The 15,611-nt window shown below is 72.1% G+C and carries 14 protein-coding genes; 12 read left to right on the top strand and 2 right to left on the bottom strand.

What is annotated here, in order from left to right; translation table 11 throughout:
- Nucleotides 1-21: 21 nt before the first annotated feature.
- From ACH4OW_RS29960 to ACH4OW_RS29905, 12 genes are all read left to right on the top strand, one after another.
- Nucleotides 22-1,719, top strand: coding sequence for a nitrite/sulfite reductase (locus ACH4OW_RS29960; RefSeq protein ID WP_360131637.1), 1,698 nt, complete (start codon nt 22-24; stop codon nt 1,717-1,719).
- A complete protein-coding gene (locus tag ACH4OW_RS29955) occupies nt 1,716-1,913 on the top strand; it encodes a hypothetical protein (RefSeq protein ID WP_360131634.1) in 198 nt (65 codons plus the stop codon). Before ACH4OW_RS29960 ends, ACH4OW_RS29955 begins: the two co-directional genes overlap by 4 nt.
- Nucleotides 1,910-2,617 (top strand): phosphoadenylyl-sulfate reductase, encoded by a 708-nt coding sequence (locus ACH4OW_RS29950; RefSeq protein ID WP_360131631.1) that lies wholly within the window; start codon nt 1,910-1,912, stop codon nt 2,615-2,617. The genes ACH4OW_RS29955 and ACH4OW_RS29950 overlap by 4 nt, the downstream gene beginning before the upstream one ends.
- A gap of 40 nt (nt 2,618-2,657) precedes the next feature.
- Complete coding sequence (cysC, locus tag ACH4OW_RS29945) at nt 2,658-3,191, top strand: adenylyl-sulfate kinase (RefSeq protein ID WP_398030890.1); 534 nt, start codon at nt 2,658-2,660, stop codon at nt 3,189-3,191.
- A complete protein-coding gene (gene cysD / locus ACH4OW_RS29940) occupies nt 3,188-4,144 on the top strand; it encodes a sulfate adenylyltransferase subunit CysD (protein WP_398030889.1) in 957 nt (318 codons plus the stop codon). Before cysC ends, cysD begins: the two co-directional genes overlap by 4 nt.
- A gap of 2 nt (nt 4,145-4,146) precedes the next feature.
- The gene (locus ACH4OW_RS29935; protein WP_398030887.1) at nt 4,147-5,499 is read left to right on the top strand and encodes a sulfate adenylyltransferase subunit 1; all 1,353 of its coding nucleotides are present in this window, start codon (nt 4,147-4,149) and stop codon (nt 5,497-5,499) included.
- A gap of 211 nt (nt 5,500-5,710) precedes the next feature.
- Nucleotides 5,711-6,817, top strand: a complete 1,107-nt coding sequence (locus tag ACH4OW_RS29930) for an aliphatic sulfonate ABC transporter substrate-binding protein (protein WP_360131620.1) — start codon at nt 5,711-5,713, stop codon at nt 6,815-6,817.
- Between the two features lie 32 nt (nt 6,818-6,849).
- A complete protein-coding gene (locus tag ACH4OW_RS29925; protein ID WP_360131617.1) occupies nt 6,850-7,692 on the top strand; it encodes an ABC transporter ATP-binding protein in 843 nt (280 codons plus the stop codon).
- On the top strand, nt 7,679-8,665 hold the full coding sequence (locus ACH4OW_RS29920) for an ABC transporter permease (protein ID WP_398030884.1): 987 nt from the start codon (nt 7,679-7,681) through the stop codon (nt 8,663-8,665). The genes ACH4OW_RS29925 and ACH4OW_RS29920 overlap by 14 nt, the downstream gene beginning before the upstream one ends.
- 3 nt (nt 8,666-8,668) lie before the next feature.
- Nucleotides 8,669-9,427: a sirohydrochlorin chelatase gene (locus ACH4OW_RS29915; RefSeq protein WP_398030882.1), complete on the top strand. Its 759-nt coding sequence runs from the start codon at nt 8,669-8,671 to the stop codon at nt 9,425-9,427.
- A 43-nt stretch (nt 9,428-9,470) separates the two neighbouring features.
- Nucleotides 9,471-9,869, top strand: a complete 399-nt coding sequence (locus ACH4OW_RS29910; RefSeq protein ID WP_360131608.1) for a trypco2 family protein — start codon at nt 9,471-9,473, stop codon at nt 9,867-9,869.
- The gene (locus ACH4OW_RS29905; protein ID WP_398030880.1) at nt 9,866-13,009 is read left to right on the top strand and encodes a trypsin-like peptidase domain-containing protein; all 3,144 of its coding nucleotides are present in this window, start codon (nt 9,866-9,868) and stop codon (nt 13,007-13,009) included. The genes ACH4OW_RS29910 and ACH4OW_RS29905 overlap by 4 nt, the downstream gene beginning before the upstream one ends.
- Here ACH4OW_RS29905 and ACH4OW_RS29900 read toward each other — a convergent pair.
- Complete coding sequence (locus ACH4OW_RS29900) at nt 12,977-13,519, bottom strand: metallophosphoesterase family protein (RefSeq protein WP_398030878.1); 543 nt, start codon at nt 13,517-13,519, stop codon at nt 12,977-12,979. The genes ACH4OW_RS29905 and ACH4OW_RS29900 overlap by 33 nt on opposite strands.
- A 19-nt stretch (nt 13,520-13,538) precedes the next feature.
- A complete protein-coding gene (locus tag ACH4OW_RS29895; RefSeq protein WP_398030876.1) occupies nt 13,539-15,572 on the bottom strand; it encodes a CocE/NonD family hydrolase in 2,034 nt (677 codons plus the stop codon).
- Between the last annotated feature and the right edge of the window lie 39 nt (nt 15,573-15,611).

Raw genomic sequence — 15,611 nt, 5'->3', positions numbered from 1 at the left:
CGCCCAGAAGGACATACCGCCATGGCCGCCACCCCCGATCGAACCGGTTCCGCCACGACCCGCCGCAAGGCCGGACGCCATCGCGGGGAAGGCCAGTGGGCCGTTGGTCACTTCACTCCGCTGAACGGCAACGAGCAGTTCAAGAAGGACGACGACGGTCTCAATGTGCGGACACGCATTGAGACGATCTACGCCAAGCGCGGGTTCGACTCGATCGACCCCAACGACCTGCGCGGGCGGATGCGCTGGTGGGGCCTGTACACCCAGCGCAAGCCCGGCATCGACGGCGGCAAGACCGCGGTGCTGGAGCCGGAGGAGCTGGACGACAAGCACTTCATGCTGCGGGTCCGGGTCGACGGCGGGCGGCTGAGCGTCGCGCAGCTGCGGGCCATCGGCGAGGTGTCGCAGGAGTACGCGCGCGGCACCGCCGACATCACCGACCGGCAGAACATCCAGCTGCACTGGATCCGCATCGAGGACGTCCCGGCGATCTGGGAGAAGCTGGAGTCCGTCGGGCTGTCGACGACCGAGGCGTGCGGCGACTGCCCCCGCGTCATCATCGGCTCGCCGGTCGCCGGCATCGCGGCCGACGAGATCATCGACGGCTCGCCGGCGATCGCGGAGATCGAGCGGCGCTTCATCGGCAGCAAGGAGTTCTCCAACCTGCCGCGCAAGTTCAAGTCGGCGATCTCCGGCTCGCCCGTGCAGGACGTGGTGCACGAGATCAACGACATCGCGTTCGTGGGCGTCGAGCACCCCGAGCACGGCCCCGGTTTCGACCTGTGGGTGGGCGGCGGCCTGTCCACCAACCCGCGGCTCGGCGAACGGCTGGGCGCGTGGGTGGCGCTGGAGGACGTGCCCGAGGTGTGGGCCGGTGTCGTGGGGATCTTCCGTGACTACGGCTACCGGCGGCTGCGCAACCGCGCCCGGTTGAAGTTCCTGATGGCGGACTGGGGCCCGGAGAGGTTCCGCGAGGTGCTGGAGGACGAGTACCTCAAGCGGAAGCTGATCGACGGCCCGGCGCCGGCCGAGCCCAGCAGCCGCTGGCGCGACCACATCGGGGTGCACCGCCAGAAGGACGGCCGGTTCTACGTGGGCTTCGCGCCGCGCGTCGGCCGGGTGGACGGCGCCACCCTCGTCAAGATCGCGGAACTGGCCGCCGCCCACGGCTCGGACCGGCTGAACACCACCGTCGAGCAGAAGATGATCGTTCTCGACGTGGCGGCGGACCAGGTCGAGTCGCTGGTCGAGGGGCTGGAGGCGCTGGACTTCCAGGTCCGGCCCTCGCCCTTCCGGCGCGGCACGATGGCCTGCACCGGCATCGAGTTCTGCAAGCTGGCCATCGTCGAGACGAAGGGCCGTGGCGCCGCGCTCATCGACGAGCTGGAGCGCCGGATGCCGGACTTCGAGGAGCCGGTCACCATCAACCTCAACGGCTGCCCGAACGCCTGCGCCCGCATCCAGACCGCGGACATCGGCCTCAAGGGCCAGCTGGTGCTGGACGCCGACGGCAACCAGGTCGAGGGCTACCAGGTGCACCTGGGCGGCGCGCTCGGCCTCCAGGCGGGCTTCGGCCGCAAGGTGCGCGGCCTGAAGGTCACCGCCGACGAGCTGCCCGACTACGTGGAGCGGGTGCTGACCAACTTCCAGGAGCAGCGCGAGGAGGGCGAGCGGTTCGCCACCTGGGCCGCCCGCGCGGAAGAGGGTGCGTTGAAGTGAGCGGGCGGGCCGCGCCGTTCTACTGCCCGTACTGCGGGGACGAGGACCTGCGCCCGTCCGAAGAGGGACACGGCTCGTGGGAATGCGGCGCGTGCAACCGCGCGTTCCGGCTCTCGTTCCTCGGACTGCTGGCCAAGGGTGTCGCCACCCCGGCCCCGCAGCACGCCAACCGCCAAGGGGGCAGCAGCACATGACGACGACTCAGAGCCGTACGGACGCCGAGCTGGCCGCGCTCGCCGAGCAGGCGGGCCGCGACCTGGAGGACGCGTCCCCGCTCGACATCCTCAAGTGGGCCGCCGAGACCTTCGGCCCGCGCTTCTGCGTCACCTCCTCGATGGAGGACGCGGTCGTCGCGCACCTGGCCTCGCGCGCCTTCCCCGGCGTCGACGTGGTCTTCCTCGACACGGGCTACCACTTCCCGGAGACCATCGGCACCCGGGACGCGGTGGCCGAGGTGATGGACGTCAACGTCATCACCCTCACGCCACGGCAGACGGTGGCCGAGCAGGACGCCGAGCACGGGCCGAAGCTGCACGACCGCGACCCGGACCTGTGCTGCGCGCTGCGCAAGGTCAAGCCGCTCGAAGCGGGGCTGACCGGGTACGACGCGTGGGCGACGGGCCTGCGCCGGGACGAGTCGCCGACCCGGGCGAACACCCCGGTCGTCGGCTGGGACCCCAGGCGGCGCAAGGTGAAGATCTCGCCGATCGCCCGGTGGACGCAGGCCGACGTGGACGCCTACGTCACCGAGCACGGCGTGCTCACCAACCCGCTGCTCCAGGACGGCTACGCCTCCGTCGGCTGCGCGCCCTGCACCCGGCGGGTGCTGGCGGGCGAGGACGCCAGGGCCGGCCGCTGGGCCGGGAGCAACAAGACCGAGTGCGGACTGCACGGATAGGGCCGCTGACCGCACGATGACGGACACTCAGGAGACACGAATGACGGGCGCCACGGTGTGGCTGACCGGCCTGCCCAGCGCCGGCAAGACCACGATCGCGTACGCGCTGGCGGAGCGGCTGCGGGGCGAGGGCCGCCGCGTCGAGGTGCTGGACGGCGACGAGATCCGCGAATTCCTCTCGGCGGGGCTCGGGTTCAGCCGGGAGGACCGGCACACCAACGTGCAGCGCATCGGCTTCGTCGCCGAACTCCTGGCGAGCAACGGCGTCACGGCGCTGGTGCCGGTGATCGCGCCGTACGCGGACTCCCGGGAGGCGGTGCGCAAGCGCCATCAGCGCGAGGGCACGCCGTACCTGGAGGTGCACGTGGCCACGCCCGTCGAGGTGTGCTCCCAGCGTGATGTGAAGGGCCTGTACGCCAAGCAGGCGGCGGGCGAGATATCCGGGCTGACCGGCGTCGACGACCCGTACGAGCAGCCCGAGTCGCCCGACCTGCGCATCGCGTCGCACACCCAGACCGTGCAGGAGTCCGCCGCGGCGCTGCACGCGCTGCTCGCCGAGAGGGGACTGGCATGACGACCGCCGCCACCGTGAACGCCGAGGGGTCCGGCGGCGCCGGGGACGCCGGCAACCCGTACGCGCTGAGCCACCTGGACGCGCTGGAGTCCGAGGCGGTGCACATCTTCCGCGAGGTCGCGGGTGAGTTCGAGCGGCCGGTGATCCTCTTCTCCGGCGGCAAGGACTCGATCGTCATGCTGCACCTGGCGCTCAAGGCGTTCGCGCCGGCGCCGGTGCCGTTCGCGCTGCTGCACGTGGACACCGGGCACAACTTCCCCGAGGTGCTGGACTACCGCGACCGTACGGTGGCCCGGCACGGGCTGCGCCTGCATGTCGCCTCCGTACAGGACTTCATCGACCGCGGCGAGCTGCGCGAGCGCCCGGACGGCACCCGTAACCCGCTCCAGACGGTGCCGCTCCTGGACGCCATCGAGTCGAACCGCTTCGACGCGGTGTTCGGCGGCGGGCGCCGGGACGAGGAGAAGGCACGCGCCAAGGAGCGGGTCTTCTCGCTGCGCGACGAGTTCGGCGGCTGGGACCCGCGCCGCCAGCGCCCCGAGCTGTGGCAGCTCTACAACGGCCGCCACTCCCCCGGCGAGCACGTACGCGTCTTCCCGCTGTCGAACTGGACCGAGCTGGACGTGTGGCAGTACATCGCCCGCGAGAAGATCGAACTGCCCGCCATCTACTACGCGCACGAGCGCGAGGTATTCGCCCGCAACGGCATGTGGCTGGCGCCCGGCGAGTGGGGCGGTCCCAAGGACGGCGAGCGGGCCGAGACGCGGCGGGTGCGCTACCGCACCGTCGGCGACATGTCCTGCACCGGCGCCGTCGACTCCGACGCGGCCACCATAGAGGCCGTCATCGCGGAGATCGCCGCCTCCCGGCTCACCGAGCGGGGCGCGACGCGGGCCGACGACAAGATGTCCGAGGCCGCCATGGAGGACCGCAAGCGCGAGGGGTATTTCTAACCATGAGCACGATTGTCGACCCGGTCGACGTGGCCGGTACGGCCGCCACCTCACTGCTGCGCTTCGCCACCGCCGGTTCGGTGGACGACGGCAAGTCCACCCTGGTCGGGCGGCTGCTGCACGACTCCAAGTCGGTGCTGGCCGACCAGCTCGAAGCGGTCGAGCGGGCCTCGCTGGGCCGCGGCCAGGAAGCCCCCGACCTGGCGCTGCTGACCGACGGGCTGCGGGCCGAGCGGGAGCAGGGCATCACCATCGACGTCGCCTACCGCTACTTCGCCACGCCCCGGCGGCGGTTCATCCTCGCCGACACCCCGGGCCACGTGCAGTACACCCGCAACATGGTCACCGGCGCCTCCACCGCCGAACTGGCCGTGGTGCTGGTCGACGCCCGCAACGGCGTCGTCGAGCAGACCCGCCGGCACGCCGCCGTCGCCGCGCTGCTGCGCGTCCCGCACGTCGTCCTCGCCGTCAACAAGATGGACCTCGTGGACTACGCCGAGCCGGTCTTCGCGGCGATCGCCGGGGAGTTCACCACCTACGCCGCCTCGCTGGGCGTACCGGAGATCACCGCCATCCCGATCTCGGCGCTGGCCGGCGACAACGTCGTGAGCCCGTCCACGAACATGGACTGGTACGGCGGCCCGACCGTGCTGGAGCACCTGGAGACCGTGCCGGTCGTGGCCGACCCGTCCGCCGACCCGGCCCGCTTCCCCGTGCAGTACGTCATCCGCCCGCAGACCCCCGAACTGCCCGACTACCGCGGCTACGCGGGCCAGGTCGCCTCCGGCGTGCTGCGCGTCGGCGAGGCGGTGACCGTGCTGCCCTCGGGCCGTACGAGCACGATCGAGGCGCTGGACCTGCTGGGCGAGGCGGTGGACGTGGCCTGGGCGCCGCAGTCGGTGACCGTACGGCTCGCCGACGACCTGGACATCTCGCGCGGCGACCTGATCGCCCCGGCCGCCACCCCGCCCGCCACCACGCAGGACGTCGAGGCGACCGTCTGCCACGTCGCCGACCGGCCGCTGAGGACCGGCCAGCGGGTGCTGCTCAAGCACACCACGCGTACGGTCAAGGCGATCGTCAAGGACATCCCGTCCCGGCTGACGCTGGACGACCTCTCCCAGCACCCGGCGCCCGGCGAGCTGGCCGCCAACGACATCGGCCGGGTCGTGCTGCGCACCGCCGAACCGCTCGCGCTGGACGCCTACGCCGACTCCCGGCGCACCGGATCGTTCCTGCTCGTCGACCCGGCGGACGGCACCACGCTGACCGCGGGGATGGCCGGGTCCGCGTTCGCCGAGGCGGCCGAGGCCGCGGCGGCGGCCGCGGACGACGACGCGGAATGGGACTTCTGACATGAGCGGACCCCTGGCCCTGGACGCCTTCTCGACCTTCGCGAAGGAGGGCGGCCGGATCGGCAGCGGCGCCCTGGGCAGCGGCCAGGGCGGCGTCGGGCGATGTGCGTGCCGATGACGTACCGCCGCCTGTCCCCGTTCCGACATTCCACCGCTCTGCCGGGCCCGCCGTAGGCGCTCGCCGCCCGGCCCTCCGAGAGGACCCCCTCCCGTGCCTGCCGTACGACGCCTCCGCCTCCTCGCGGCCGCCGCCACCGTCCCCCTTCTGCTGGGCGCGCTCGGCGCCTGCGGCTACGGCTCCCACGCCAAGCAGGACGACCAGGGCGCGGTCGCGGCGAAGGGCCCGAAGATCGACGGTCTGGACAAGGTCAAGATCGGTTACTTCGCCAACACCACGCACGCCACCGCGCTGGTCGGCGACAAGAAGGGCTTCTTCCAGAAGGAGCTGGGCGGCACGAAGTTCGCGCCGTCGGTGTTCAACGCGGGCCCGGCGGAGATCGAGGCGCTGAACTCCGGCGCGATCGACATCGGCTGGATCGGCCCGTCCCCCTCGATCAACGGCTGGACCACATCCAAGGGCAAGAGCCTGAAGATCATCTCCGGTTCGGCCTCCGGTGGCGTCTCGCTCGTGGTCAACCCGAAGAAGATCAAGAACCTGGACGACCTCAAGGGCAAGACCATCGCCACCCCGCAGCTGGGCAACACCCAGGACGTGGCGCTGCTGAACTACCTGGCCGAGAAGGGCTACCGGGTCGACGCCACCACCGGCAAGGGCGACGTGACCGTCCAGCGCACCGAGAACAAGGTCACGCCGGTCGCCTTCCGGCAGGGCAGCATCGACGCCGCGTGGGTGCCCGAGCCGACCGCCTCCAAGCTGGTCGCCGAGGGCGGCAAGAGGCTGCTGGACGAGAAGAAGCTGTGGAAGGACGGCAAGTTCGTCATCACGAACGTGATCGTCTCGCAGAAGTTCCTCAAGGAGCACCCGAAGGCCGTCGAGGCGGTGCTGCGCGGTTCGGTCAAGACGAACACGTACATCAAGACCCATCCGGCCGAGGCCAAGCAGGCGCTCAACGACAAGCTGGGCGAGGAGTCCGGCAAGCCGCTGCCGCCGGACGTGATCGACCCGGCGTTCCGGAACATCGACGTCACCGACGACCCGCTGGCCGCCACCCTCCAGCTGGAGGCCGACCACGCGGTCAAGGCCGGGCTGTTGAAGAAGCCCGACCTCAAGGGCATCTACGACCTCACGCTGCTCAACAAGGTGCTCAAGGCCGAGGGCAAGCCGGTGGTCGACGCCGCCGGCCTCGGCAGCGAGTAGACCCGCGCACCGCACCCCAGGAGGTGACACCGATGACGACCACCACGCTCGGCAAGCCCGGCAGCCGGACGTCCGCCACGGCGGACGCGGCCGGGGCTGCCGCCGCCTACGCCGCTCGCATCGACCATGTCTCGAAGTCGTTCGGCCGCCCCGGCGCGCAGCAGCACGTGCTGGACGACATCAGCATCGACGTCGCGCCGGGCGAGTTCGTGTGCCTGCTGGGTGCCTCGGGCTGCGGCAAGTCGACGCTGCTCAACCTCGTCGCCGGGCTCGACGGCCCCTCGGCGGGCAGCATCGAGACGCCCGGCGGCCGGCCCGCCCTGATGTTCCAGGAGCACGCGCTGTTCCCCTGGCTCACCGCGGGCCGCAACGTCGAACTGGCGCTGCGGCTGCGCGGGGTGCCGCGCGCGGAGCGCCGGGGCGAGGCCGAACGGCTGCTGGAACTCGTACGGCTCAAGGGCGCGTACGGCAAGCGGGTGCACGAGCTGTCGGGCGGCATGCGGCAGCGGGTCGCGATGGCCCGCGCGCTGGCGCAGGACAGCCGGCTCCTCCTGATGGACGAGCCGTTCGCGGCCCTCGACGCCATCACGCGCGATGTGCTGCACGACGAGCTGACCCGCATCTGGCGGGACGCCAACGACAGCGCCTCCGGCAGCGGCGGCCTGTCCGTCCTGTTCGTCACCCACAACGTCCGGGAGGCGGTGCGGCTCGCCGAGCGGGTGGTGCTGCTGTCCTCCCGGCCCGGCCGGATCGCCCGCGAGTGGACCGTGGACATCCCGCAGCCGCGGCGCATCGAGGACGCGGCGGTCGCCGACCTTTCCGTAGAGATCACCGAACAGCTCCGTGGGGAGATCCGCCGCCATGGCCAGCACTGAGACCGGCACCACCGAAACGGCCGGCGGGACCGCCACCACCGACCCGGACCGCACCGACCCGGACCGCACCGAACCGGACCGCACCGAACCGGACGGCACCGGACCGGACCGCTCCGGCGGCGACCTCGCCGGGCTGGAAGCCGGACTGGACGCCCTGGACACCACCGTCACCGACCGCAGGCCCCGGCTGCGGACACTGGCTGCCAAGGCCGTGCCGCCGGTCGTCGCGATCGCGCTCGTCCTCGGCCTGTGGCAGCTCGCCTACCACTTCGAGCTCAAGGACCACTACCTGCTGCCCAGCCCGGTCGACGTGGCCAGGTCGCTCCAGGACAAGTGGCTCGAAGGCACCCTGCTCGACTACGTGTGGACGAGCGTGTCGCGCGGCGCGCTCGGCTTCCTGGCGTCGGTGGTGATCGGTACGCCGCTCGGCCTGATCGTCGCGCGGGTCAAGCCGGTACGGGCCGCGATCGGCCCGATCCTCAGCGGTCTCCAGTCGCTGCCCTCGGTGGCCTGGGTGCCCGCGGCCATCATCTGGTTCGGGCTGAGCGACGCCACGATCTACGCGGTGGTGCTGCTCGGCGCGGTCCCCTCGATCGCCAACGGCCTCGTCGCGGGCGTCGACCAGATCTCGCCGCTCTACCTGCGCGCGGGCCGCACGATCGGCGCGCACGGTCTGACCGGTGTCCGGCACGTCCTGCTGCCCGCCGCGCTGCCCGGCTACCTCGCGGGGCTCAAGCAGGGCTGGGCGTTCTCCTGGCGGTCCCTGATGGCCGCCGAACTCATCGTCAACGCCGCCGACCTGGGCACCGGCCTGGGCCAGCTCCTCGAACAGGGCCGCGAGCTCCAGGACATGTCCTGGGTACTCTCCGCGATCCTGCTGATCCTCGTCGTCGGCATCGGCATCGAACTGCTGATCTTCGCGCCGATCGAGCGGCGGGTGCTGCGCAGCCGCGGCCTGCTGGTGAAGAGCTGACCCATGGACGCACGACCCGCCCTCCTCGTCATCGCCCACGGCAGCCGCGACCCGCGGCACGCGGCGGCCGTCACCGCGCTGTGCGCGCGGGCGCGGGCGCTGCGCCCCGGCCTGCGCGTCGAGGTCGCCTTCCTCGACTTCAACGCGCCGGGCGTGCCCCGGGCGCTGGAGCGGCTGGCGGCGGACGGCGTACGGGACGTGGTGGTCCTGCCGCTGCTGCTCACCCGGGCCTTCCACGCCAAGACCGACATCCCGGCGGTGCTGCGGGAGGCCGCCGCGCGGCTGCCCCGCCTCACCGTCCACCGGGCAGAGGTCCTCGGCCCGTCCCCACTGCTGACCGCCGCGCTGGAACGGCGGCTGTACGAGGCCGGGCTGCGGCCCGGCGACCGGCGCTCGACCGGGGTCGTGCTGGCCTCGGCGGGCTCCTCGGACCCGGAGGCGATCGCAGTGATCGCTGAAATCGCGCGGGAGTGGCGGCGTACCACCGGTTGGTACGCCGTGCGGCCTGCGTTCGCCTCCGCTTCCCTCCCCCGCACGGCGGACGCCGTGCGGGCCCTGCGGGCCGAGGGCGCCGAGCGGGTGGCCGTGGCCCCCTACGTCGTCGCCCCCGGCTTCCTCCCGGACCGCATCGCGCGCGGCGCCGAGGAGGCCGGCGCCGACGTCCTCGCCGACGTCCTGGGCCCGGCACCGGAGCTGGCCCGGCTGCTGGTGCGGCGCTACGAGGAGGCGTCGGCCCGGGAGTTGCGGGCGCTGGCGGCCTGACTTCCCGTACGGTCCGGCTCGAATGCTAGGTTCGCTGCCACGGATGTGTGACGGCGACGGCCGGGCCGTCGGAGCGGGGGATGATGTGGGCGCGCAGGACCCTCTGGACAACGTGGAACTCACCGCGGCCGTACAAGGACTCAGGAATCAGCTGATGTCCGCCGTGGACGCGTCGGACGGGCAGCCCATCAGGTTCGAGGTCGACGAGATCCATCTGGAATTCGCCGTCGAACTGCGCCGCGACGCGCAGGCCAAGGCCGGGTTCAAAGCCTGGGTCGTGTCCGGCGACGTACAGGCGGGAGCGGCCCGCACCGCCACGCACAAGGTGGCCGTGAAACTGAAGCCGAAGGACTCCCGGGACGGCAGGCCGGTGGAGATCGGAAATCGGGACGACGTGAGCATGGAGGTTTTCGGCGCCCCGCTCGAAGGGCACCGTGAATGAGCGCCAGGTCCGCCGAACGCGTCGCCATGGTGCAGGCGGCCCGGCAGGGCAGCGGATTCCTGCTCACCTCGCGGCTGGTCCTGACCTCGGCCCACCTGTTCGACGGCAGTGAGGACGCGCGGGTCGCCGTCCCGGGCGGCACGGGCGTCCGGCGCGGCCGGATTCTGTGGCGCCGCCGGGACGCGTCGTGTGACGCCGCGTTACTGAGATGCGCCGACGACCTGGTGGCCGACCCGGCGACGTGCCGGATATCCGATGTCAGGTGGGGCAGGGTCGCGGGCCTGGCTTCCCGGGAGAACTGCGAGGCGGTCGGCTATCCCCGGATTTCCCTCGGGGCGGGAAAGCGGCCGGACACCGAGCAGATCGTCGGAACCCTCAAGCCCGGCTCCTCCCTCCTGCGCGGCCGTTACGTCCTGGACAGCGCCCACTCCCCGCCGCCTCCCGGCCCGGACGGCTCCCTTTCGCCGTGGCAGGGAATGTCGGGTGCCGCCCTTTTCGCCGGTGAGTACCTGATCGGCGTGGTGTGCGGCGACCCGGTGCAATGGGGGCACGCCCGTGTCGAAGCGGTACCGGTTTCCGTCCTGGCCGGCGACCCCGCATTCGAGCGCGCGGTCTGGGAATCGGCCGGCGTACGGCCGGAGTTGACCGATATCGCCGGGCCGTTGACGCAAGCCGTGAACCCGCTTCCCGAATCCGGCGCATTCGACTGGCAGCCGGTACGGGAAGCCGACCCGGTGGCTTTCGGAATCCACCGCGCACCGGAGGCCCCGGGCCATTCGCACGTGGTCGAGTACGTGTCCCGTGCCGTCGACGGCCAGTTGGACGGGCACCTCGACGCGCTGGCGGACTCGGGCGGCATGCTCCTGCTGACGGGCGACTCCGCGGCGGGCAAAACCCGGGCCCTTTTCGAGAGCATGCGCCGGAAACTGGCCGGCCGGCTGGTCTGCAAACCCGACCCGGACGCGGAACTGTCCGCGCTCCTCTCCCGCACCGGCGACGCAGCGGGCATCGTGTGGCTCGACGACCTGCACGACTACCTGCGCTCCGACGGACTGACGCTTCCGCTGCTCGACGGGCTGGTCAGCCGGCGGATGCTGGTGCTCGCCACCTTGCGTACGGAGTTCTACGAGCACTACACCGGCGAAAAGGACGCCCCGTCCCCGACCCGGGGCACCGACCCCCGGCTGCCCTCTTCCCCGGGCCGGATTCTCCGCAGGGCACGGCACCTCACCCTGGAACGCCTCTGGACCGACGGTGAACGGCGGAACGCGTCCCGCAGCGCGGACCCGCGTCTCACCGAGGCGCTCAGGTCCGACCGCGCCTACGGAGTGGCCGAATATCTGGCCGCGGGGCCGCAGGTGCTCAAGACGTGGCGGTCCGCTTCCCGGGTGAAGGGCAACCCCCGGGGGGCCGCGCTCGTCGCGGCCGCCATCGACCTCGTACGCACCGGGGTGGGCTCCGCGCTGCCACCCGACGCGGTGGAGCGCCTGCACGAGCACCATCTCGACCGGGCGGGCGGCCCGGCGCTGCGGCCGGAAGGGCTGGACGAGGCGTGGGACTGGGCGGGCCGGATCGTGCTGGGGGTGACCAGCCCGCTGGTTCCGGGGCGGGGCGGGACGTGGAAGCCCTGCGACTACCTGGTGTCCGACGTGGCGCGCCGCGCCCGTCCCGCCGATCTGCCGGCAGAGGTCTGGGCCGAGGCCCTGCGCATCGTGGACGACGCACGCCGCGTCCTGGTGTCGACGGTGGCCAGGGCCGCCGGGCGGCCGGACGTCGCGAAGGACGTACTCGGGCCGCTCGTCGCGGTGGACGACCCCGAGGCCCTGGTCACTTACGGGGCGCTGCTGGCCGCGGAGAACGACCACGAGGGGGCCGCCGCGCGCTTTCGCCGCGCCTCTGATCTCGGCGACCCGACCGGCGCGCACAACATGGGCTCGCTGTGTGTCGCGCGGGGCGCACTGGAGGACGCGCGCGACTGGTACACGCTGGCCGTGGAGCGCGGCGAGCTGCCGTCGATCGGCGCCCTGGGCCTGGTCCACCAGAAGATGGGCAACCAAGAGGAAGCGACGAGCCTGTGGAAACGCGGTACCGAGGCCGGTGACCCCGGGAGCGCGCTGCACTATTCCGACTGGCTGTCCTCCCAATGGCAGTCGGACGAGGCGGTGGCGGCCCTGCGCATCGCGGCCGACGGCGCGATTCCCTACGCGGCGCTGTCGTATGCCGGTGTCCTCTTGCGCAGGGAGGACCACGAAGCGGCGAACGCCTATGTGTCCAAGGCGTATGACGCGGCAGTGCGGCAAGGCGAGCTGGGTGAGCCGGTCGGGCACCTGATGGCCGGGGTGATCGACTATTCCTTCGGAGACGTCCGGGCGGGCGGTGAGTCGTGGAGCCGGGCGCGCGCCAAGGGTTGTCCGCTGGACTGGCACGTCGTCGAAGCCGCGGACGGCGTCCCCGGGCTGCGGTACCTGGCCGTCGGCTCGGACACCCTGGACCGGCTCGGCGAGGAGGGCGTTCGCCGTCTGATGCGGATGCTGTGGGCCAAGGACTGCCTGGAGTGCGGCTATCCCTTGCAGGACGGTGTGCCCGCGCTGTACGTGGACGACCGGTACACGACGGCGGACGCAAGGCTGTTCCACTTCGGACTGTGCAGGTACCCGCGATGGAACGACTCCGCCCTCGTCACCTCCGCGAAGGACGTCGGAATCAGCTGGGAGGCGTTCACCACCGCGGTACAGGCGGGTGGCGGACTCTTCCCGGCGCTCGTGGTGAACCCCGCGCTGGAGGCGGCCCATTTGGTCCTGGACGACCGGGTCTGGACGCCCACCAGCAGGTACGGCCCGCGCTCCCCCTTGAGTCCGCACCTGCGCCTCCGCCCCCTCAAGGACGGGTTTCCGCGCCGCTCGGCCGACTCCCCCGTACGGGCGTTCGCCAGGGGTGGCGAAGTGGCGGTATCGGCGCTGGTCGAATGCTGGTCGGCGCCGGCCGTCCCGGAATTCGTCGCGCTGGTCAAGCGGCACCGCGGCGTGCTGCTCATCATGACCAGCGCCTTCGAACCGGAGAGCCCGCCCTCGGCGGAAATGCTGGCGGCCGTGCTGGAGTCCCCGGAATCAACGGCGTGCTGGGCTCCCCTGGGCAGCTGACGCCGTGCCGCGCGGCGGCAGCCGGTGCAGTCGTACGTCGGTAAGGCGGCCCGATGCGGCGGTCGCCGTCATGTACGTGCAGTACGGCTGCCGCCGGCGGTCGGTCGGCGAGCCGGGGTTGAGCAGGCGCAGGCGGCCGTCCTCCGTCGTGGTGTCCCAGGGGATGTGGCTGTGGCCGAAGACGAGCACGTCGAGGTCGGGGTACTGCGCGGCGCAGCGGCGTTCGCGGCCCTGCTTCTGGCCGGTCTCGTGGACCACGCCCCAGCGCAGGCCGCCGATTTCGGCGTACGCCACCTCCGGCAGGCGGGCGCGCAGGTCCGGGCCGTCGTTGTTGCCGTACACGCCGAGGAGCCTGCGGGAGCGCTCCTCCAGGAGGTCCAGGGTGGCGGAGTCCACCCAGTCCCCTGCGTGTACGACCACGTCGGCCCGCGCCACCTCGTCCAGCAGCTCCGGCGGCAGGGCCTTGGCGCGTTTGGGCAGGTGGGTGTCGGACGTCAGCAGCAGGCGCACGGGCCGACCGTAACCTCTCTCACAGGCAGTCGCGCGGCAGTTTCTCGTTCCAGGTGCGGGAGAAGACGCGGCGGTCGTTCTCGTAGCCGTCCAGGGTGGCGTCGATGACGAATTCCGTCTCGGAGCAGCGGAGTTTCTGGTGGGTGACCACCTTCACGTCCCAGTCGCCGCGCCGGAAGCGCATGGTCCAGAGCGTCTCCCCGGCGGCGGAGGTGAAGTCGTCGGCGACGGTCGCATACCGTTCGTACGCGCGCCGGCCGACCTCCATGCCGGTGTCGTCCAGGCGGGCCAGACCGCGGTCCTTGACGATCTCCAGCTCGGAGTTGTAGCCGATCAGGTCGCGCTTGACCTCCCAGCGCTCCTCCGGCGCGGTCAGCTGGCTGACGGTCAGCGGCCGGGTGCCCTCCGGCTCGCCGAACGGGCGCGGCGGCAGCCGGTCCGGTTCGGTGGTGGGCCGTACCGGCAGGGTCAGGGTGCTGGTTCCCTCGTACACGCTCAGCGTGGCGGGCCGGGGCGGCGGCCAGGCGAGCGGCCAGTAGGAGGTGGACAGCGACAGCCGGATGCGGTGGCCGGGCGGGAACGCCTGGGCGACGCCGTTGAGCTGCACGGTGGCCCGGTAGCGGCGGCCGGGCTCCAGGGGCTCCGGCTCGCCGATCGTCTCGTGGTGGGCGAGGTTGAGCACGCCGTAGGTGACGCGGGTGGCCCGGCCGTCGGGGGCCACGTCGGAGATCCGGGCGGCGACCATGGCGACCGGTTCGCTGACCGACAGGTCCAGTTCGACGGTGGGCGAGCCAAGGATCTCGACCCGTTCGGTGAGCCGGTCGCTGTCGAAGACGAGCGACCCGCCGTCCTCCTCGCGCTGGTCGTACGGGAGGTCGGGCGGCGCGTTGTAGGAGGCCCACTTGCCGGCGAACTGACCGACGGACAGCGGCGACCGCACCGTCAGCACTCCGCAGCCCCGGTCGCCGCAGTCCTCGCCGTCGCCGCCGATGCGGTGCCGGAAGAGCGGGCGGGCGGCGGAGCGGACGTGCGGCGAGGGCCAGTCGGGCTCGCCGACCCAGCGCCCGGGGCGGGTCTCGTAGGACGTGGAGGGCGGCACGCTGTCCTGCATCCACGCGCTGAGCATCGGCCCGTCCATGACGCCGTTGTCGGCGCCCTTGAGCCAGTGGTCCCACCAGCGCACGACTTCCTGGAGGTAGCCGATGGCGGGGCCCGGTTCGCCCAGATGGGGGAACTTGTGCGACCAGGGGCCGATCAGGCCCTTGCGCGGCACGTCGAGACCGCCCAGCAGCCGCGTCACGGCGTTGGAGTAGCCGTCGGCCCAGCCGCTGGAGGCGAGGACCGGGCAGCGTACGGAGCTGTAGTCCTCGCAGACCGAGGCGTGCCGCCAGTAGGCGTCGCGGCGCTGGTGGCTCAGCCACTCCAGCGCCCACGGCCTGGTGTTCTCCAGCCGTTCCCGCCACATCTCGCGCCACCGCCCGCCGACCACGGCGGGGTCGGGCGGGCAGGTGGCGTAGGCGAACATGGTGCCCGCCTCGGCGAGGTTGTCGGAGAGCAGCTGGCCGCCCATGTAGTGCATGTCGTCGGCGTACCGGTCGTCGGTGAAGGACGCGATGACGATGGCGCGCAGGCTCTCGGGCTGCCGGGCGGCGACCTGGAGGGCCGCGAAGGCGCCCCAGGAGAGGCCCATCATGCCGGTGTTCCCGTCGCACCAGGGCTGTGCGGCCAGCCAAGCGAGGACGTCCTCGGCGTCGGCCTGCTCCTGTTCGAGGTACTCGTCCCTGAGCACGCCCTCCGATTCGCCGGTGCCGCGCAGGTCGACGCGGACGCAGGCGTAGCCGTGGCCGGCGATGTAGGGGTGGTGGATCGAGTCGCGTACGGCGGTCAGGTCCCCCTTGCGGTACGGGATGTACTCCAGCACCGCGGGCACCGGCTCCTGGTCCGAGGCGGTGGGGCGCCAGATGCGCGCCGACAGGCGGGTGCCGTCGGAGACGGGGATGGTGACGTGGTCCTCCTCCGTCGTCGCGCAGGGCAGGTTGCTGACGAAACGCATGGGGCGGCCCTTCTCCTCGCTGTCGTGCGGTCGGCGCGG

Origin of the sequence: Streptomyces sp. NPDC017056 (genome assembly GCF_044332485.1) — a bacterium.
GTDB lineage: Bacteria > Actinomycetota > Actinomycetes > Streptomycetales > Streptomycetaceae > Streptomyces.
The sequence above is the reverse complement of the archived record's forward strand: the minus strand, read 5'-3'. Positions and strand labels throughout refer to the sequence as shown.